14 protein-coding genes are annotated in these 19,324 nt (G+C 69.3%); 6 read left to right on the forward strand and 8 right to left on the reverse strand.

Annotation, left to right across the window (positions count from 1 at the left end; translation table 11 throughout):
• Positions 1-3: 3 nt before the first annotated feature.
• From M2428_RS10770 to argC, 4 genes are all read right to left on the reverse strand, one after another.
• Positions 4-1,314 (reverse strand): acetylornithine transaminase, encoded by a 1,311-nt coding sequence (locus M2428_RS10770; RefSeq protein WP_277526217.1) that lies wholly within the window; start codon positions 1,312-1,314, stop codon positions 4-6.
• Positions 1,315-1,421: 107 nt separating this feature from the next.
• Entirely contained in the window at positions 1,422-2,354 is a 933-nt protein-coding gene (argB, locus tag M2428_RS10775) for an acetylglutamate kinase (RefSeq protein WP_277525965.1), read from the reverse strand.
• 43 nt (positions 2,355-2,397) lie between these two features.
• Positions 2,398-3,564 carry a bifunctional glutamate N-acetyltransferase/amino-acid acetyltransferase ArgJ gene (gene argJ / locus M2428_RS10780; RefSeq protein WP_277525966.1) on the reverse strand — a complete coding sequence of 389 codons (1,167 nt, stop codon included), beginning with the start codon at positions 3,562-3,564 and terminating at the stop codon, positions 2,398-2,400.
• A complete protein-coding gene (gene argC / locus M2428_RS10785; protein ID WP_277525967.1) occupies positions 3,561-4,592 on the reverse strand; it encodes an N-acetyl-gamma-glutamyl-phosphate reductase in 1,032 nt (343 codons plus the stop codon). Before argC ends, argJ begins: the two co-directional genes overlap by 4 nt.
• Before the next feature lie 203 nt (positions 4,593-4,795).
• Here argC and M2428_RS10790 point away from each other — a divergent pair, with 203 nt between their 5' ends.
• The 4 genes from M2428_RS10790 (at position 4,796) to M2428_RS10805 (ending at position 12,548) form a co-directional block, all read left to right on the forward strand.
• Positions 4,796-5,887 carry an acyl-CoA desaturase gene (locus M2428_RS10790; RefSeq protein WP_277525968.1) on the forward strand — a complete coding sequence of 364 codons (1,092 nt, stop codon included), beginning with the start codon at positions 4,796-4,798 and terminating at the stop codon, positions 5,885-5,887.
• Between the two features lie 179 nt (positions 5,888-6,066).
• On the forward strand, positions 6,067-7,032 hold the full coding sequence (locus M2428_RS10795) for a quinone oxidoreductase (protein ID WP_277525969.1): 966 nt from the start codon (positions 6,067-6,069) through the stop codon (positions 7,030-7,032).
• 113 nt (positions 7,033-7,145) lie between these two features.
• Complete coding sequence (locus M2428_RS10800; RefSeq protein WP_277526218.1) at positions 7,146-11,078, forward strand: Pls/PosA family non-ribosomal peptide synthetase; 3,933 nt, start codon at positions 7,146-7,148, stop codon at positions 11,076-11,078.
• A 162-nt stretch (positions 11,079-11,240) separates the two neighbouring features.
• A complete protein-coding gene (locus tag M2428_RS10805) occupies positions 11,241-12,548 on the forward strand; it encodes a M1 family metallopeptidase (RefSeq protein WP_277526219.1) in 1,308 nt (435 codons plus the stop codon).
• A gap of 25 nt (positions 12,549-12,573) precedes the next feature.
• Here M2428_RS10805 and M2428_RS10810 read toward each other — a convergent pair whose 3' ends face one another.
• From M2428_RS10810 to pheS, 3 genes are read right to left on the reverse strand one after another with little or no spacing between them, the layout of a single operon-like run.
• A complete protein-coding gene (locus M2428_RS10810) occupies positions 12,574-13,344 on the reverse strand; it encodes a 4'-phosphopantetheinyl transferase family protein (protein WP_277525970.1) in 771 nt (256 codons plus the stop codon).
• A 44-nt stretch (positions 13,345-13,388) separates the two neighbouring features.
• Positions 13,389-15,932 (reverse strand): phenylalanine--tRNA ligase subunit beta, encoded by a 2,544-nt coding sequence (pheT, locus tag M2428_RS10815; protein ID WP_277525971.1) that lies wholly within the window; start codon positions 15,930-15,932, stop codon positions 13,389-13,391.
• Between the two features lie 2 nt (positions 15,933-15,934).
• The gene (gene pheS, locus M2428_RS10820) at positions 15,935-16,996 is read right to left on the reverse strand and encodes a phenylalanine--tRNA ligase subunit alpha (protein WP_277525972.1); all 1,062 of its coding nucleotides are present in this window, start codon (positions 16,994-16,996) and stop codon (positions 15,935-15,937) included.
• Positions 16,997-17,285: 289 nt separating this feature from the next.
• Here pheS and M2428_RS10825 point away from each other — a divergent pair, with 289 nt between their 5' ends.
• Both M2428_RS10825 and M2428_RS10830 read left to right on the forward strand, forming a co-directional pair.
• A complete protein-coding gene (locus M2428_RS10825) occupies positions 17,286-17,780 on the forward strand; it encodes a DUF4157 domain-containing protein (RefSeq protein ID WP_277525973.1) in 495 nt (164 codons plus the stop codon).
• A gap of 1 nt (position 17,781) precedes the next feature.
• Positions 17,782-18,420: an SIMPL domain-containing protein gene (locus tag M2428_RS10830; protein WP_277525974.1), complete on the forward strand. Its 639-nt coding sequence runs from the start codon at positions 17,782-17,784 to the stop codon at positions 18,418-18,420.
• 154 nt (positions 18,421-18,574) lie between these two features.
• On the opposite strand, the gene pcp is transcribed toward M2428_RS10830, so the two are convergent.
• The gene (pcp, locus tag M2428_RS10835; protein WP_277525975.1) at positions 18,575-19,216 is read right to left on the reverse strand and encodes a pyroglutamyl-peptidase I; all 642 of its coding nucleotides are present in this window, start codon (positions 19,214-19,216) and stop codon (positions 18,575-18,577) included.
• Positions 19,217-19,324 lie beyond the last annotated feature (108 nt).

Consider the following 19,324-nt stretch of genomic DNA (forward strand, 5'->3'; position numbering starts at 1 on the left):
CGGTCACTTGGCGTCCTTTGCGGCGTTGTTACTGGAAGTGGCGGGCTGTTCGGCCTGCTGGTCGGCGGTCTTTTCGGCAGCGACCTTTGCGGTTTCGAGCAACGCGGGCAGCGCGGCCAGGAAACGGTCGGCCTGTTCGGTGGTCAGGATCAGCGGCGGCGCGAGACGGATGGTGCGCGGGCCCGGGCTGTTGACGATGAACCCGGCGTCGAGCCCGGCGGTGACGACGCCGGGGGCGACGTCACCGTCGAGGTCGAAGCCGATCAGCAGCCCCTCGCCGCGGACCTCGGTGACGCCGGCGATTCCGGCGAGGCCGGTGCGCAGGTGCTCCCCCATGCTCCGGACGTGCGCCAGGATGTCCTGGCTTTCAAGGACGTGCAGGGTGGCGAGGGCGGCCGCGGTGGCCACTGGGTTGCCGCCAAAGGTGGTCCCGTGCTGGCCGGCGGTCAGCAGGGCGGACGTTTCCGGTCCGAACGTCACGAGCGCGCCGACCGGGAAGCCGCCGCCGAGGCCCTTCGCGAGGGTCACGGCGTCGGGCACGATTCCGGCGTCCTCACTGGCCAGCCATTTGCCGGTACGGCCGATGCCGGTCTGGACCTCGTCGAGGATCAGCAGGGCGCCGGCCGCGCTGGTGGCCTCCCGGGCGGCCTTGAGGTAGCCGGCGGGCAGCGGCCGGACGCCGGCCTCGCCCTGGATCGGTTCGAGGAAGACGGCGGCGGTGGTCTCATCCACGGCGGCGAGCAGGGCCTCGATGTCACCGAACGGGACATGCACGACGCCGCCGGGCAGCGGTGCGAACGGCGCCCGGTATGCCTCCTTCGCCGTCAGCGCGAGGGCACCCATGGTGCGCCCGTGGAAGGCGCCTTCGAGCGCGATGATCTTGGTGCGCGGCTGTTCGGCACTGTCCGCGCCTGCGCCCGTTGTGCTGGCGCCCGTGTTCCGGCGCGCCAGCTTGAAGGCCGCCTCAACGGCCTCGGTGCCGGAGTTGGCGAAGAACACCTTGGAGCCGGCCGGCGCCTTGGAAAGTTCCAGCAGCTTCTCGGCCAGGGCGATCTGGGTGGGGCTGGTGAAGAAGTTCGAGACGTGGCCCAGGGTGGCGAGCTGGCTGGAGATCACCGACGTGACGAACGGGTGGGCGTGGCCGAGGGCGTTCACGGCGATGCCGCCGAGCAGGTCCAGGTACTCCTTGCCGTCGGCGTCCCACACGAGGCAGCCGGCGCCGCGGACCAGGACCCGCTGCGGGGTGCCGAAGACACCCAGCAGGGAGGACGAGTAGCGGGAGAGCCACTCGGCTCCGCTACTCTTTCCAGTCATAACGGAAGCTGTGGGGGCCGAGCCTGCGATGGGGGCCCGGGTGTGGTCGGGCACCGCGAAGCGGGCGGGGGCCCCATCGCCGGTCGGACTCACGCCTACAGTTTCGTTCATGCGTTCACTTCCTCGTCAGGAACGACCTGAGTGCCGATGCCGGCGGTCGTGAAGGTTTCCAGGAGCATCGAGTGCGGCAGGCGGCCGTCCACGATGTGGGCGCGCTCGACGCCGTCGTCAATCGCCTTCAGGCAGGCCGCCATTTTCGGGATCATGCCGGACTCAAGGCGCGGCAGCATCTCGCGCAGCTCCGAAGCCGTCAGCGACGAGATGAGCGATGACCTGTCCGGCCAGTTGGCGTAGAGGCCTTCGACATCGGTCAGGATGACCAGCTTGGATGCACCCAGGGCCGACGCGACCGCCGCCGCCGCCGTGTCCGCGTTGACATTTAGTACCTGCCCGGTGGTGGATCCGTCTGCGGAGATCTCCGGGGCAACGGTGGAGACAACCGGGATCCGGCCGGCCGCGAGGATGTCGACGATCCCTTCGGGGTTCACCCCGACCACCTCGCCGACCAGGCCCAGGTCCACCTCCTCGCCGTCCACCACGGTGCCCGTGCGGACGGCGCGGAGCAGTCCGCCGTCCTCGCCGGACATGCCGACGGCGTAAGGGCCGTGGGAGTTGATCAGGCCCACGAGCTCACGCCCCACCTGCCCGGTGAGGACCATCCGGACCACGTCCATGGCCTCGGGCGTGGTGACGCGCAGCCCGCCCTTGAACTCGGACTCGATGCCCAGCCGGCTGAGCATGGCGTTGATCTGCGGGCCGCCGCCGTGCACCACCACGGGGTGGATGCCGACGTGGTGCAGGAACACGACGTCTTCGGCGAAGGCGCGGCGGAGCTCGTCGTTGACCATGGCGTTGCCGCCGTACTTGATCACCATGGTGCTGCCGGCAAAGCGCTGGATCCAGGGCAACGCCTCGATCAACGTGGCGGCTTTGTCCCGGGCGTCCGACTGGGACGTGGTCTCGCGGGTCTGGGTGTTCATGATCGTCCTTCTGTTCGTCCTTCCTGTGCCTTCCCCGGGGGGGTTAGCTGGAGTAGGCGCTGTTTTCGTGGACGTAGTCGTGGGTGAGGTCGTTGGTGAGGATCGTGGCCTCGGCCCCGCCGGCCTGCAGGTCGATTTCGACGAGGACCTCGCGCGGTTCGAGGTCCACGAGGTTCCGGTCATCGCCGATGCTGCCGTTGCGGCAGATCTGCACGCCGTTCATGGACACGTTCAGCTGGTCCGGATCGAACGCCGCGTCGGTGGTGCCGACGGCGGACAGTACGCGGCCCCAGTTGGGGTCCTTGCCGAAAATCGCGGTCTTGAACAGGTTGGAGCGGGCGACGGCGCGGCTGACGATTTCGGCGTCCCGCTCGCTCGCGGCGTTGAATGTCCGGATGGCGATGTCGTGGCTGGCGCCCTCGGCGTCGCCGATCAGCTTGCGGGCCAGTTCGGAGCAGACCTGCGTCAGGCCCGCGCCGAAGTCGGCGGCCGATGGTGCGGCGCCGGAGGCCCCGGATGCCAGCAGCACCACGGTGTCATTGGTGGACATGCAGCCGTCGGAGTCCGCCCGGTCGAAGGTGACCCGGGTGGCGTCGCGGAGTTCGGCGTCGAGCGTGCCTGGCTGGACGTCGGCGTCCGTGGTGAGGACCACCAGCATGGTGGCCAGGCCCGGGGCCAGCATGCCTGCGCCCTTGGCCATGCCGCCGATGGTGAACAGTGTGCCATTGGAGTCCGTTCCGGTGAACACGGCCTGCTTGGACACGGAGTCCGTGGTCATTATCGCGGTGGCCGCCGCGGGGCCGCCGTCGGCGGCCAGGGCCGCCGTGGCCGAACCGATCCCGGCCAGGATCTTGTCCATGGGCAGCTGTTCGCCGATCAGTCCGGTGGAGCAGACCACAACGTCGGTGGCGGAGACGCTGAGGGCTTCGGCGGTCTTCTCCGCGGTGGTGTGGGTGTTCTGGAAACCCTGACTTCCGGTGCAGGCGTTCGCCCCGCCGGAGTTGAGGAAAACGGCGTCCACGCGGCCGTCCTTGACCACCTCGCGGGACCAGTGCACGGGGGCCGCGGCGACGCGGTTGGACGTGAAGACCGCCGCGGCGGCCTTGGACGGGCCGTCGTTGACCACGAGGGCAACGTCCGGCTTGCCGGAAGCCTTGAGGCCGGCCGTCACGCCGGCGGCGCGGAATCCCTGCGGTGCGGTGATGCTCACGGTGCGACTCCCTGGAGGTTGAGGCCGGCGGATTCTGCCAGGCCGAGGGCGATATTCATGGACTGCACGGCCCCGCCAGCGGTCCCCTTGGTCAGGTTGTCGATGGCGCAACACACGATCACGCGGCCGGCGTGCTCATCGAAGGCAAGCTGCATGACCGAGTGGTTCGAACCCTGGACCGACTTGGTGGACGGCCACTGGCCCTCCGGGAGCAGGTGCACGAACGGTTCGTCGTCGTAGGCCTCGGCCCAGGCGCGGCGGAGCTCTTCGGCGGTGACACCCGAGCGCACCTTGGCTGTTGCCGTGGTGAGGATGCCCCGGCTCATCGGCGCCAGCGTGGGCGTGAAGGAGACGGTGACCGGAGCTCCCAGCGCCTTGGAGAGTCCTTGCTCGATCTCCGGGGTGTGCCGGTGACCGCCGCCTACCCCGTAGGGGCTCATGGACCCCATGACTTCGGCGCCGATCAGGTTGACCTTGGCGGCCTTGCCGGCCCCCGACGTGCCGGACGCCGAGACGATCACGACGTCGTCGCCGTCCAGCAGCTGGTTGCTGAAGCCGGGCGTGAGGGCCAGCAGGGCCGACGTCGGGTAGCAGCCGGGGACGGCGATCCGGGTGGCCCCGCGGAGGGCATCGCGCTGGCCGGGCAGTTCCGGGAGGCCGTAGGGCCAGGTCCCGGCGTGCGCGGAACCGTAGAACTTCTCCCAGGCCTGGGGATCCTCGAGGCGGTGGTCCGCGCCGGCGTCGATCACCAGGGTCCCGGCGGGCAACTGCGCCGCGATCTCCGCGGACGCCCCGTGCGGAAGCGCCAGGAACACGACGTCGTGCCCGGCCAGGTTATCCACGGTGGTGTCTTCGAGGATCCGGCCCGCCAGACCATGGAGATGCGGCTGCAATTCCCCTAGTCTGGAACCGGCGTTGCTGTGGGCCGTGATGGCGCCGATCGTGACATCGGGATGACCGGCGAGGAGCCGCAGGACCTCGCCGCCGGCATAACCGCTCGCCCCGGAAACGGCAACAGAAATAGTCATAAACACGACTATACAGCAAGAGTATGCATAGGTGCCGATATTTATGCATAGATCGCGCCTGTGCCTAAATACACGCGTCTCCGGCGCCCGATCGGCGGGCCACAGAAACCCGCGGGCGTATGCTTGGTAAAGGGTGATCCAGACCGTGCCGCTGCAAATGTCAGCTGCAGCGTTGCCCGTAACAGCAACGAGGCAGGCCCCCTATGACCACTACGCTCACCACCCCAGAGCGCCCTAAATCGCGAGTCAGGCAACCCAACGCCGTCGTTCTCAGCTATTCGGAGCTGCTCAAGACCGTGAAGGCCGCCGGTCTCCTGGAACGCCGTGTCGGCTTCTACATCACCGTGTTTTCGGTGCTCGCCCTCCTGATGGCCGCCACCTGGTTCGGGTTCGCGCTGATCGGTGACAGCTGGTTCCAGCTCCTGATCGCCGCCGCCCTGGGCATAATTTGCACGCAGCTGAGCTTCCTGGCCCACGAGGCCGGGCACCGGCAGATCTTCGCGTCCCGCCGCGCCAACGACTGGGCCGCACGGCTGCTCGCCACATCCGTGGCCGGCATCAGCTACTCCTGGTGGGAGCAGAAGCACGGCGCGCACCACAATCACCCGAACGTCATTTCCAAGGACCCGGACATCGCGCCCGGCCCCATCGCCTTCCACGCCGAAGCCGTAGCCGACCGCCAGGGGCGCCTCGCGTTTCTGACCCGCAAGCAGGGCTGGTTCTTCTTCCCGCTCCTGTTCCTGGTGGGCCTGGGCCTCCAGATCGATTCCGTGAAATTCATCGTGCGCCGCGCCAAGGTCACGCACCGCTGGGTTGAAATCCCGATCCTCGCCGTCCGGCTGAGCCTCCTGCCGGTTCTCGCCTTCTCCTTCCTGCCGCTGGGCATGGCATTCGCCTTCATCGGCGTCCAGCTGGCCGTGTTCGGCTTCTACATGGGCGCGTCCTTCGCACCGAACCACAAGGGCATGCCGGTACTGCCGGCGGACAGCCGTGTCGACTTCTTCAGCCGCCAGGTCCTGACGTCCCGGAACATCTCGGGCGGCCGCTTCATGGACATCCTGCTCGGCGGCCTCAACCGCCAGGCAGAACACCACCTCTTCCCGGACATGGCCCGCCCCCAGCTGGACAAGGCCGCCAAGATCGTCCGCGAATACTGCGCCAAGCACCAGGTCCCGTACACGGAAACCACGCTGATGCAGTCGTACGCCATCATCGTCCGCTACCTCAACGACGTCGGACTCGCCGCGGGCCGTCACTTCGAATGCCCGATGGCAACGGTCACGCGCCGCTACTAAAGGACGCATCACCCCGGGGGCCACGCAGGATCCGCCGCGTTTGGACGGCGTCCCGTGAAGGCGTCCGGCGAAGCATCTCGTGACGGTCGGTTACGGACCGCCCCTTCATGGTTACCGCCAGTGTCCCTAGGATGGACCCAGGGACCGGGACAGACTTTCCCGCCCGGAAAAGGAGCCACATGATGCACGCAATCGTCGCCCGCCAGGCCGGGGGTCCCGAGGTCCTGGAGCTCGACAAAACAGCCCGCCCCGTTCCCGGGCCGGGCCAGCTGCTCGTCAAGGTCGCCGCCGCGGGCGTGAACTTCATCGACACCTACAAGCGCAGCGGCATCTACAAGGTCAGCTACCCCTTCACGCCCGGCTCCGAGGCCGCCGGCACCGTGGAGGAGGTCGGCGACGCCGTCACCGGGTTCGCTCCCGGCGACCGGGTGGCCACGGCCGAGGGCGCTGACTGCTACGCCGGCTATGCACTCGTCGACGAGGACAAGGCCCTGCCGGTTCCCGACGGCCTGGACGACTTCACCGCCGCGGCCCTGCCGCTGCAGGGCGTGACGGCTCACTACCTCATCAACTCCACCTTCAAGGTGGAGCCCGGCCACACGGTCCTGGTCCACGCCGGCGCCGGCGGCGTCGGGCTCCTGATGATCCAGCTGCTCAAGGCCAAGGGCGCCCATGTCATCACCACCGTGTCGACGGACGAGAAAGAGCAGCTGGCCCGCGACGCCGGGGCCGCCCACGTACTGCGCTACGACGGTTTCGCCGCGCGGGTCCGGGATTTGACCAACGGCACCGGCGCTGACGTGGTGTACGACGGCGTCGGAAAAGACACCTTCGACGCCTCCCTGGCGTCGCTGCGCATCCGGGGCATGCTGGTGCTCTTCGGCGGAGCGTCCGGCCCGGTCCCGCCGTTCGACCCGCAGCGGCTCAACGCCGGTGGCTCGCTGTACCTCACGCGGCCGACCATGGGCCACTACCTGCGCGACGCCCGGGAACGCCGCTGGCGCTCCGACGAAGTCTTTGCCGCCGCCGCCGAGGGCAGCCTCAAGGTCCGGATCGGCGCCCGCTACTCCCTCGCCGAGGCAGCCCGTGCCCACGATGACCTTGAACAGCGCCGCACCACCGGCAAGGTCATTCTGGTCCCCTAGGCCGCACGGTCCCCTAAGCCGCACGGCAACACCATCCGTTCATCTCCTGCAGGGACAATGCGCCAGTGACCGAGCAACGACTGACCCCGAGTGAAGCCCCCGACGCCGGTACGGTGCAGAGTCTTCCCGCAACCCGCGCCACCGTCTACGAGCCGCAGTTGCCGGGCGCACTCTCCGCCCCGGCGGAGCGGACGCTCATCGACATCCTCCGCGATACCGCCTCCCGGTTCCCGGATGCTTCCGCCCTCGACGACGGCCACCGCTCGCTCAGTTACGCCCAGCTCATGGGCGACGTCCGGGCAACCGCGAGGAATCTGCACCTCGCCGGGCTGGGTGCCGGAGACAAGATCGGCGTCCGGATCCCGTCCGGCACCAACGAACTCTACGTCTCGATCCTGGCGGTAATGCTGGTCGGTGCGGCCTACGTCCCGGTGGACGCCGACGATCCGGATGAGCGGGCCAAACTGGTCTTCGGCGAGGCCAGGGTGGCCGGCATCCTCCGCGCCGGCGGGAAGATCGTCACGGACAGCAACCACCCCCGGCCGTTCCCCGGCGCCAGGCCGCCCGGCCCCGACGACGACGCGTGGGTCATCTTCACGTCCGGCTCCACCGGCACACCCAAGGGCGTCGCGGTCCAGCACCGCTCGGCCGCCGCGTTCGTGGACGCCGAGGCCCGCATCTTCCTGCAGGGCGATCCGGTGGGCCCGCAGGACCGGGTGCTGGCCGGCTTGTCCGTTGCCTTCGATGCCTCCTGCGAGGAAATGTGGCTCGCGTGGCGCCACGGTGCCTGCCTTGTTCCGGCACCCCGGGCGCTGGTCCGGACCGGGATGGACCTGGGCCCCTGGCTCATCAGCCACGGCATCACCGTGGTCTCCACCGTCCCCACGCTCGCCGCGCTCTGGCCCGTGGAATCGCTGGAAAGCGTCCGGCTGCTCATCTTCGGCGGGGAGGCGTGTCCGCCGGACCTGGCCGAGCGGCTCGCCGTCGAAGGACGCGAAGTATGGAATACCTACGGGCCCACCGAGGCCACCGTGGTTGCGTGTGCCGCGCGGCTCGGCGCGCCCGGCCCCGTCCGGATCGGCCTGCCGCTGGATGGCTGGGACCTCGCCGTCGTCGACGCCGATTCGCTGCCCGTCGCCGAAGGCGAGGTGGGCGAACTGATCATCGGCGGTGTGGGGCTGGCCCGGTACCTTGACCCGGTCAAGGACGCGGAAAAATACGCCCCCATGCCGTCCCTGGCATGGCCGCGCGCCTACCGCTCCGGCGACCTCGTCAGGTACGAAGCAGCAGGCCTCATCTTCCAGGGCCGCGCCGATGAACAGGTCAAGCTCGGCGGCCGCCGGATCGAACTCGGAGAAATCGACGCCGCCCTGCAGTCGCTGCCGGACGTCGCCGGCGCCGCCGCCGCGGTGCAGACCACCGCGGCCGGCAACCAGATCCTGGTCGGCTACCTGGCCGCAGTATCGGGCCGGGACATCGACCTCGCGGCCGCGCGCGAACTGCTGGGCGAGAGCCTGCCCGCGCCCCTCATCCCGCTGCTGACGCTCGTTGATTCGCTGCCGACCAAGACCAGCGGCAAAGTGGACCGCCATGCCCTGCCCTGGCCGCTCAGCGGAACAGGAGCTGCCGAGGCCGCAGGTGCCCCGCTGAACCTGCCCGATGACGCGCAGTGGATCGTGGAACAGTGGAGCGCCGTGCTGGGAAGCCCGGTCACCAGCCTCGACGCCGATTTCTTCGCCTACGGCGGCGGCTCGCTGGCCGCTGCACAGCTCGTATCCGCCCTGCGCGTCCGCTACCCCACCATCACGGTCGCCGATATCTACGCGACACCCCGGGTGGGCGCCCTGGTGGACGAGGCGCGGCAGTCACTCCCGGAGGGCGGAATGATCGCTGCCCAGGAGCGCACCGTCCGGCCCACCGCGCGGAAGTCCCAGGCCTTCCAGACGCTCCTTGGCGTTCCCCTGCACATCCTGGTCGGCATGCGCTGGCTGACCTACCTGATGGCCGCCAACAATCTCCTGGCCGCCTTCGCCGGATTCAGCGCCGCGCCGACCATCTCGTGGTGGTGGGTGGGCGCGTCCTGGCTGGTCTTTGTCAGCCCGGCCGGGCGGATGCTGATCTCCGTTGCCGCCGCCCGCCTCCTGCTCCGCAACGTCGTGCCCGGCACGTATCCACGCTCCGGGCGGGTGCACCTCAGGCTCTGGCTCGCGGAACAGATCCAGGACCTCGCCGGCGCCATCAGCCTGGCCAGCGCGCCCTGGGTGCCCTACTACGCCAAGGCGCTCGGCGCGAAGATCGGCGAGAACGTCCAGCTGCACTCGCTCCCGCCCGTCACCGGGCTGCTGTCCCTGGGCGCCGGATCCAACATCGAGCCTGAAGTCGATCTGTCCGGCTGGTGGATCGACGGCGACCGCGTCCACATCGGCGCCATCCGGATTGGCGCCGGCGCCAGCGTCGGAGCCCGCAGCACGCTCATGCCGGGTGCCACCGTGGGTGCCGGGGCGCAGGTGGAGCCGGGCTCCGCGGTGATCGGGAAGGTCAAGGCAGGGCAGCTGGTGGCCGGGTCACCGGCCGAGCGCCGCGGCAAGGCGCGGCATTCGTGGCCGGACTCCCCGCCCGAGCACCGGCTGATCGGCCGGCTGTGGTTCGCGGGCTTCGCCGCGGCATCCGCCGTGCTGGCGCTCATCCCCTATGTCTCCGCCGCCGTCGCGGCCTTCGTGATTTTCGCGTTCATCCAAGGCAGCTCCTCCCTGCCCGCGGCCCTGCCCGGCATCGTGCTCTCGATCCCCCTGGCGGCGCTGGCATGGTTCCTGACCAACCTGCTGCTGATCCTGGCCACGACGAGGCTCCTCAGCGTCGGCCTCGCAGAAGGCTACTACCGGGTCCGGAGCCGGATCGGATGGCAAGTTTGGGCGACCGAGCGCGTTCTGGACCTGGCCCGGGATCTGCTGTTCCCGGTCTACGCCAGCCTCTTTACGCCGGTCTGGCTGCGGCTCCTCGGCGCGAAGGTCGGCCGCAACGTGGAAGCCTCGACAGTGCTGCTGATTCCGCGCATGACCACCGTGGGCGAAGGCGCGTTCCTGGCCGACGACACCATGGTGGCGTCCTACGAACTCGACGGTGGCTGGATGCACATAGCCCCGGCCAAGATCGGCAAACGGTCCTTCCTGGGCAACTCGGGCATGACGGCGGCCGGGCGCAACGTGCCCAAGAATTCCCTCGTCGCGGTCTTGTCCGCGACGCCGGCCAAGGCAAAGTCCGGCACATCGTGGCTCGGCAGCCCGCCCGTGCGGCTGCGGCGCACCGCCATCGCCTCGGACGACACGCGGACCTACCAGCCGCCCCGGAAGCTGAAGGTCGCGCGCGCCCTGTGGGAGCTGTGCCGCTTCGTCCCGGTCATGCTGACGGTCGCAATCGCCGTCGGCGTCATGCTCGCGTTCGACGCGATGGCGACCCTCTTCAACTACGGAATCGCCGCTCTCCTGAGCGGGGTGGTGGTCCTGCTTGCCGGGGCCACGGCGGCGGGCAGTGCCGTAGTGGCCAAGTGGCTGCTGGTGGGCCGCATCCACCCCGGCGAGCACCCGCTGTGGAGCTCCTTCATTTGGCGGAACGAAGTGGTGGACACCTTCATTGAGATGGTCAGCGCCCCGTGGTTCGCGCGCGCTGCCACCGGGACACCGGCGCTCGTGTGGTGGCTGCGGGCACTCGGCGCGAAAATCGGTGCGGGAACCTGGTGCGAAAGCTACTGGCTGCCCGAGGCGGACCTTGTCACCCTCGGCAGGAACTCGACCGTCAACCGCGGGTGTGTCGTCCAGACCCATCTGTTCCATGACCGTGTCATGAGCATCGACACTGTTACTCTCGATGACGGAGCCACCATGGGGCCGCACGGCGTCATCCTGCCGCAGGCCAGGATCGGCAGCGGCGGCACGGTGGGGCCGGCGTCCCTCGTCATGCGGGGCGAAACCGTCCCTGCCGGGACGTACTGGATGGGCAATCCGGTCAGCCCGTGGGACGGGCCCGCACCGCCCGCCAGGCCCCTGTAGGCCCGGCCTGCGCACGTCCACCAGCACCACAACCCGAAGGTCCGTTCATTGAGCACCAGCGCACCAAGCAGCGGCGCCGCCACAGGCGGGGAAATCAGCCGGGAAATCAGCCGCGAGATCAGCCGGGCAACCGGCCCGGAAGCCGGCGCCCCGGACCCCTATATGCCGGGCCACGGGACCAATGCCTACCGCGTCACCCGGTATGAACTGAATCTGGACTACCGGGTCAGCAGCAACCGCCTTGCCGGGCACGCCGTCCTGCACGCCGTCACGCAGTTCCCGACGTCGGCGATCGTCCTGGACTTGGCCGGATTGCGGGCCACAAAGATCCAGCTCGACGGACGCCGGGTGCGCAGGTTCACCCAGCGGGCCGAGCAGCTCGTCATCTACCCCGATGGTCCGCTGCTCGCCAACGAGGCCTTCACGCTGGACATCCGCTACGAGGGCTACCCCGCGCCGCGCCGCGGCCTGTGGGGCGAAGTCGGCTGGGAAGAGCTCTCCGATGGTGTGCTGGTGGCCGGCCAGCCCAACGGCGCCGCCTCCTGGTTCCCCTGCAATGACCACCCGCGGGACAAGGCGAGCTACCTCATCACGGTGACCACCGACGCGAACTACCGGGCCGTGTGCAACGGCGTGCTGCTCTCCCGCACCAGCCGGGCCAGCCGCGAGACCTGGGTGTACGAGCAGGCCGAACCCATGGCCACCTACCTGGCAACGGTCCAGATCGGCCGTTACCAGCTCCTGACGCTCAATGCCGAGCGGCCGTCAGGGCACGTTCCGCAATATGTGGCAGTTCCCGCAGCGCTGGCGGCGGGCGCCCGGGCCGCCCTGGCCCGGCAGCCCGACATGATGCGGACCTTCACCAACTGCTTTGGCCCGTATCCGTTCCCGGAGTACACCGTGGTGGTCACCGGCGACGTGCTGGAAATCCCGCTGGAAGCGCAGACACTGTCCATCCTGGGCCCAAATCATTTGCGGCAGGACTGGGATTCGCAACGAATGATCGCCCACGAACTCGCCCACCAATGGTTCGGGAACTCGCTCACCACGGCGACGTGGAAGGACATCTGGCTGCACGAGGGCTTCGCCTGCTACGCGGAATGGCTCTGGTCTGAAGAGGCCGGCATCATGTCGGTGGCGGGCCGCGCCCGCGCCGCCTGGCGCAAGCTCTCCGCTGCCCCGCAGGACCTGATGGTAGGCGACCCCGGCCCGGAGCTGATGTTTGACGACCGGGTCTACAAACGCGGAGCCCTGGCCCTGCACGCACTGCGGGTTCGCTGCGGCGACCTCGCGTTCTTCGCCCTGCTGCACGACTGGACGGACCGCTTCCGCCACGGCACGGTGACCACTGCCGACTTCATCGTCGCGGCCGCTCACACGACCGGCCTCGACGCAGAGGCCCTGCTGCACCCCTGGCTGTTCGAACACGCCCTCCCGCCGCTCCCGCAGCCAGCACCGCCCCGACCCTGAGGGAAGGACTGCTCTGACGAACGCGCTAGGGCAGGACCGCGACGGCGACGGCGGCCACGAGATCCGCGGGCAGTCCTGTCTCTGCCGGCGCCAGGTCCCGGAGCCCGGCACGGCCGTCCACGTTCGTGCCCAGCACGTCGAGGGTGTCCGGGGCCGTCTGCAGCCCCGTGCCCAGCATCTTGAGCCATGCCTCTTTGCGCGCCCACAGCCGTGCCCGGCCCCGCAGCAGGGAGATGCCGTCCAGCCCGGCGAGGTGGAGTTGCTCCGCCGCGGTCAACACGACGTCGTCGAACCCATCGAAGTCCGCCCGGGCCGGATCCTCGACGTCGATGCCCAGGCGCTGGCCCGGTTCCGGGTCCACGAGCCCGGCCAGAAGTGTCCAGCCGGCAGCGCGGGACAGGCTCAGCAACAGCGGCACGGCCTCGCCCCGGAGCCGGTAGCCGGGCTTGCCGTGGGAGATGTCCGCGCCGGTGCCGCAGCGTGGACAGCTGTACCAGGCGGTGAGGTCCGACGCCGGGACGCCGAGAAGGCCGGCGGCGAACCGCCGCTGCGCGAGCCGTCCGGCGAGGAACTCCTGCCGGGTCCGCGGGGTCATGGCCCGGGCCCGCTCGAGCTCGGCCCCGTCCAGCAGGGAACGCGAGTCGCGTTCCAGCTCGGACGCAGAGGCGGTTTCCGCCCCGGGCCCCGGCACACTGGGATCTCCGGGCACACCGGGGACCCCAGGAGCCCCGGGAACGCCGGGAGCCCCGGGAACGCCAAAGGGCGGGCAGGCACGCACAACCAGGTGTGATGCCATGACCCGCCCCTTTCAGCTCATCAGCGCTGTCGCCAGCGCAGTTCTCAGCGCTGTACCGCTCCGAAGCGTTCGTGGGCAGCGGCAACGGCACCTTCACGCGCTGCTGAGGCCTCGTCAGCCGTCAGGGTGCGGTCGTTGGCGCGGAAGCGCAGGCTGAACGCCAGCGACTTCTTGCCCTCCTCGATGCCCTTGCCCGCGTAGACGTCGAACAGGGCGACGTCTTCGAGCAGCTCGCCTGCGCCTTCACGCAGGGCGGTGAGCACCTCTTCCGCCGGGACGTCCTGCGGCACCACGAGGGCCACGTCCTGGGTGGCCACGGGGTACGTCGAGATGTGCCGCGCCACGATCACGTCGGCAGCAGCCTCGAAGAGGGCGTCGGCGTTCAGTTCCAGCGCCACGGAACGGGCCGGCATGTCATGTGCCGCCAGCAGCTTCGGGTGCAGCTCGCCGGCGTAGCCCACTACTTCGCCGGTGCGCAGCTCAAGCTGTGCTGCCCGGCCCGGGTGGAAGGCCTGGTGCCGGCCCTGCGCGACCAGGAGTTCGACGCCGAGCACGTCGCCGGCGATCCGGGCGATGTCCACCGCATCCGCCCAGTCCCAGGCCCGCGGGGTGTGGCCCGGGGCGACGGGCGAGTCGTGCCCCGTGAGCACGGCGGCGAGGTGCAGCGGCTGGTCCGGGACGCCGTCGTACAGGCCGTCCAGTACCTCGTCGCTGGGCTTGACGCCGAGCGACGGGATCGTGGCGGTGCCAAGCTGGTCGCCAGGCAGGAACACGAGCCCGGCCTCGAAGAGGGCGAGGTCGCGGAAGCCGCGGGAGTGGTTGCGCTTGGCAACCTCGATCAGGCCCGGCAGGATGGAAGTCCGCAGGAAACCGTGCTCCTCGCTGATCGGGTTGGCCAGCTTGAGGGCCTTGCGCTCCGTGCCCTCGGTGGGGACGCCAAAGGTGTCATTGGCGGCCTTGGAGACGAACGGGTAGGCCAGCACCTCGGTGAGTCCGGCGTCGGCGAGGGCCTGGATCAGGCGGCGGCGCTGCTGCTGGATGCGGGTCAGGCCACGGCCGGGGGGCGCCACCGGCAGGGTCGCCGGGATCTGGTCGTAGCCGACCAGACGGGCGATTTCCTCGGTGAGGTCGTCCTTGGTCTCGAGGTCGTGGCGCCAGCTCGGGGCGGTCACCGTGTAGCCGTTGCCTCCCATGGCAACGACGGCGCCGAGGTCTTCGAGCGAGGTCAGGATCTGCTCTTCGGTGAAGTCGATCCCGATCCGGGCCGCCGCGTACTCTGCGGGCAGTTCGATGGTGACGGCGTCCGGCGCGGTCCCGACGTCGGTCCCGGCCTCGTCGGCCGTTCCGCCGGCGAGTTCGACCAGCAGGTCCACCACGCGCTGGGCGGCGACATCGGCCACCTGCCAGTCCACGCCGCGTTCGAAGCGTTTTGACGCCTCGGACGGCAGCTTGTGGCGGCGGCGGGCGCGTGCGATCGAGACCTCGTCGAAGTGCGCGGCCTCAACCAGGACGTTCGTGGTGGCGTCCGACACCTCGGTGTGGGCGCCGCCCATGACGCCGGCGATTCCGATGGGCCCGGATTCGTCCGTGATCAGCAGATCCTCGACGTCGAGGGTGCGCTCCTTGTCGTCCAGGGTGGTGATCTTCTCCCCTGCGGTGGCGCGCCGGACGACGATGTCGCCGGCCAGCTTGTCCAGGTCATAACAGTGGTTCGGCTGCCCGAGCTCGAGCATGACGTAGTTGGAGATGTCCACCGGCAGGGAGATGGACCGGATGCCGGCGAGCCGGAGCCGGGAGGCCATCCACGGCGGGGTGGGCCGGGTGGCATCTACTCCGCGCACGGTGCGGGCCACAAAACGGTCGCAGCCGGGCGTGCCGTAGATGGGGGCGTCATCGTTGAGCTTGACGCCGTAGCCGCCGGACAGCGCCTCGGGGACCTGGACCTTGGACGCCGGGTCGGTGAACACGGTGCCGGTGGCGTGCGCGTATTCACGGGCCACACCGCGGATGGAGAAGCAGTAGCTGCGGTCAGGGGTGACGTTGATTTCCGCGGCCTGGTCGTAGAGGCCCAGCAGTTCCATGGCGTCGGTGCCCAGTTCCGGGTCGAGGCCGATCCGGGACAGCACCAGGATGCCGTCGTGGTCCTCACCGATGCCGAGTTCCCGGACGGAGGCGATCATGCCCGCCGAGAGGTGCCCGTAGGTCTTGCGCGCGGAGATGTGGAAGTCGCCCGGCAGCACGGCGCCCGGGAGGGTCACCACCACCTTGTCGCCCTCCACGAAGTTGTGGGCGCCGCAGATGATGCCCTGGACGCCTGAGGGATCGATGCCGTCCCCGGTCAGGGTCTGCTGCTGGCCCTCGGGGACAACCCGGACCTGGCACCAGTTGATGGTCTTGCCGTTGGTCTGGGGTTCCTTGACGATGCTGAGCACCTGGCCCACCACGATCGGACCCTGGACGGAATCCGTGGGGCGGTGGACTGCTTCTTCTTCGAGCCCGACCTTGACGAGCTCGGCCATGACGTCTTCGGCCGTTGCTTCGGCCGGTACCTGCGCGAATTCGCGCAGCCAGGAAAGTGGGATACGCACTGTTAGATCTCCATCCCGAAGTGCTCGCTGAAACGTACGTCGCCTTCAATCATGTCGCGCATGTCGCCAACCTCGTTGCGGAACATGAGGGTGCGTTCGATGCCCATGCCGAAGGCAAAGCCTGAATAGACTTCCGGGTCGATGCCTGCGGCGCGCAGGACGTTGGCGTTGACCATGCCGCAGCCGCCCCACTCGATCCAGCTGGGGCCGCCCTTGGCGCCCGGGTGCCAGATGTCGAGCTCCGCGGACGGCTCGGTGAACGGGAAATAGTTGGGGCGCAGCCGGATCTGGGCTTCCGCGCCGAACATCTGGCGTGCGAAGTGCTCCAGGGTGCCGCGGAGATCTGCCATGCTCAGCTTCTTGTCAATGGCCAGACCCTCGAACTGGTGGAACACCGGCGTGTGCGTCGCGTCGAGCTCGTCCGTGCGGAACACCTTGCCAGGGCACAGCACGTAGATGGGCAGCTCCCGTTCCAGCATGGAGCGGACCTGCACCGGCGAGGTGTGCGTGCGCATGAGCAGGTGGGCCTCGGGCGGCTCAACGAAGAACGTATCCTGCATGTCGCGGGCGGGGTGGTCCGGCTTGAAGTTCAGGGCATCGAAGTTGAACCACTCGGACTCGACCTCGGGCCCCTCGGCGATTTCCCAACCCATGCCGACAAAGATGTCCGCCACGCGGTCCTGCAGCGTGGACAGCGGGTGGCGTGCACCGGCCCGGCGCCGGCGCGGGGCCGCGGTGACATCCACGGTCTCTTCGACGAGGATCCGCGCGTCGTTCTCGGCCTCGAGCGCCACCGTGCGGTCCGCGAGCGCCTTGTTGACGCGTCCCCGGGAGGCGCCCATGAGCTTGCCGGCGGCGGCCTTCTGGTCCTTGGGGAGCGCGCCGATCTCACGGTTGGCAAGGCTCAACGCGGACTTTTCGCCCGTGTGCGCGAGGCGCACTGCCTTGAGTTCATCGAGGGTCGCGGCAGCGGCGATGGCGGCAACGGCCAGGTCTACGGCGGCGGTAATGGCGGCTTCATCCAGAGGGTTCGGGACGGCGGCGCCCGGCAAAGTTTCAGTCATCTACTGTTCTTAGCTACGAGTCGGATCATGCCGACAGCACACGGCACGGGCACAGGGCACGGCGCGGGTTCTCGGCAAGGCTTATGGTCACTGTCCCCAGTCTAGTAGACGGCCGTCGGCCGCCAGTCAATCGCCAGTCGAACGTCAGGCGTTCGTGACGCTTCGCCCCCGCGCCCCCAGGACGTTGAACCTGGACGTTGAACACGAGCGCTGAACCCCAAGGCATCCCCGGGCGCACCCGGACGCCGGACCCCTGACCGCCGGGCACACGCCCGGCTAGCATGGCCTCATGACGTCCGGACAACGGCTGCGCCAGATCGCCAACTTGCTGAACGGGTCCACCCTCCTGGGCCTGCTGCTGGCAGCCTGCGCCCGGACGAACGTCAGCTCCGGTCCGCGGGGACTGCTGATTGCGAGCCGCTACCGCTGGCGGCTTCCGTTTGCCGCGGCCTTCACGGTGGGCAACGTGATCCTGTTCCGCGCCGGCCCCGAATCCGCCGGCGCCAACCCGGCACTGCTCGGCCATGAGGAGCGGCACAGCACCCAGTACGCCTGGTGCCTTGGCTGGCCCTTCCTCCCGCTGTACTTCATCGCCGCGGGCTGGTCCCTCTGGCGGACGGGCAACCCGGGCAGCGCCAACTTCTTCGAGCGCCACGCCGGACTCGAAGCAGGCGGCTACCCCCGGCCGGGTATGCCGGCCATGCCCGGGGCCGCTCCGCCCGGGACCGCCCCGTGGACGCACCGAAGAATCGGCGCGGCTCCCCCCAACCGATATGAGGCCTGACATGACAGAGACCCCCAGAAGCATCTCGGTCACAGGAACCGGCAGCGCCGAGGCGGTACCGGACCTGCTGACCTTGTCGATCGGCGTTGAATGCCGCCGGGACACCGTGGCCGAGGCCTACAGCGAGGCAGGAACACGGTCGGCGGCCATCACGGCGGAGCTCCGGCAACATGGAGTGGACAACACTGACATGTCCACGTCCGGGCTGAACGTCCGGGCCGAGCTGAACTGGCAGGATGGCCGCGGCCAGACCGTGACCGGCTACCTGGCCTCCAACACGCTCACCGTCAGGATCCGCGCGGTGTCCGCGTCCTCACAGATCCTTGCCGGCGCCGTTGCGGCCGGCGGCGACTCCGTTCGGCTGAACGGACTGAGCCTCGGCTTCGCGGACCCCGCCGCCGTCGAGGCCCGGGCCCGGGAGGCCGCCTGGCAGGACGCCCGCACCACCGCCGCGCACTACGCCGCGCTCTCCGGGGCCAGCCTGGGCAGGGTCCTTTCCCTCACCCAGCACACCGGTTTCCAGGCGCCGATCCCGGTGGCGAAGATGCAGCGCGCGGTGGCGGCTGACGCGCTCACCGTTGAGGCCGGCGAGTCGAGCGTCACCGCCACGATCGGCGTCGTCTGGGAACTGCTCAACTAATTTCGAGTAATTGCTCGAGTAAGTGCTCGGGTATTGGCTCGAGTAATTGCTCGGGTAATTGCTCGGGTGTTTGCTCGAGTAATTGCCCGGGTAATTGTTCGAGTCACCGACGGCGGCCGCGACCGGCAAGAGCCGTCGAATGGCCCGCCGGCCGCTAGTGCGTTGCGCCGGCAGCGAGCCTGAGATCCGCCGTCGTCGCCAGCGCGGTGCGGACGACGACGGCGAGCGCCGCCGCCATCTGATGCGCCGGCAGCGACGGCGTGCTGCTCCCGGCCGGAAGCTGGGTGTCCGCGTAGGGAATGTGGACAAACCCTCCCCTTGTGCCGGGACTGCGCCGCAGGGCGTGCATGAGCGCATAGAAGACGTGGTTGCAGACATAGGTCCCGGCACTCTGGGACACTTCAGCCGGGATCTGCTCCGCCGTCAGCGCCGCGAGCGCCGCTTTGACAGGCAGCGACGTGAAATAGGCCGCCGGTCCGCCCTGGACCACAGGTTCGTCCACGGGCTGGTTGCCGGCGTTGTCCGGGATCCGGGCGTCGTCACAATTGATGGCCACCCGTTCCAGGGAAATGCGCGCCCTCCCGCCGGCCTGGCCGGCGCACAGCACAAGCTCGGGCCGGAACCGCTCGAGGGCCTCGGCCAATACCTTGGCCGAGTCCCCAAAGACGCAGGGCAATTCCACCGCCTGGACATCCAGCCCTTCGGCTTGGAGCAACCGTGCCGCCGAACGGGCCGCGGCCCAGGACGGATTGGCGGTATCGCCGCCGAACGGCTCGAACCCGGTCAGGAGAATCATCGCCCCAGCCTAGCAACGCCCTCACGCCACGACCTGGCCGCCCGGCGCTGCGAACGGCACTCCCACCCGAAGACCTGGCGCCCCGCCGGCCTGGCCGCATCCTTGACA

The sequence above is a fragment of the Arthrobacter sp. ES3-54 genome (genome assembly GCF_029504395.1).
Lineage (GTDB): Bacteria > Actinomycetota > Actinomycetes > Actinomycetales > Micrococcaceae > Arthrobacter.

Excerpts from the sequence above, each read along its gene's own strand:
- M2428_RS10770 (WP_277526217.1), bottom strand. The coding sequence starts at position 1,314 with ATGACTGGAAAGAGTAGCGGAGCCGAGTGGCTCTCCCGCTACTCGTCC.
- argB (WP_277525965.1), bottom strand. The coding sequence starts at position 2,354 with ATGAACACCCAGACCCGCGAGACCACGTCCCAGTCGGACGCCCGGGAC.
- argC (WP_277525967.1), bottom strand. The coding sequence starts at position 4,592 with ATGACTATTTCTGTTGCCGTTTCCGGGGCGAGCGGTTATGCCGGCGGC.
- M2428_RS10790 (WP_277525968.1), top strand. The coding sequence starts at position 4,796 with ATGACCACTACGCTCACCACCCCAGAGCGCCCTAAATCGCGAGTCAGG.
- M2428_RS10795 (WP_277525969.1), top strand. The coding sequence starts at position 6,067 with ATGATGCACGCAATCGTCGCCCGCCAGGCCGGGGGTCCCGAGGTCCTG.
- M2428_RS10805 (WP_277526219.1), top strand. The coding sequence starts at position 11,241 with ATGCCGGGCCACGGGACCAATGCCTACCGCGTCACCCGGTATGAACTG.
- M2428_RS10810 (WP_277525970.1), bottom strand. The coding sequence starts at position 13,344 with ATGGCATCACACCTGGTTGTGCGTGCCTGCCCGCCCTTTGGCGTTCCC.
- pheS (WP_277525972.1), bottom strand. The coding sequence starts at position 16,996 with ATGACTGAAACTTTGCCGGGCGCCGCCGTCCCGAACCCTCTGGATGAA.
- M2428_RS10825 (WP_277525973.1), top strand. The coding sequence starts at position 17,286 with ATGACGTCCGGACAACGGCTGCGCCAGATCGCCAACTTGCTGAACGGG.
- M2428_RS10830 (WP_277525974.1), top strand. The coding sequence starts at position 17,782 with ATGACAGAGACCCCCAGAAGCATCTCGGTCACAGGAACCGGCAGCGCC.
- pcp (WP_277525975.1), bottom strand. The coding sequence starts at position 19,216 with ATGATTCTCCTGACCGGGTTCGAGCCGTTCGGCGGCGATACCGCCAAT.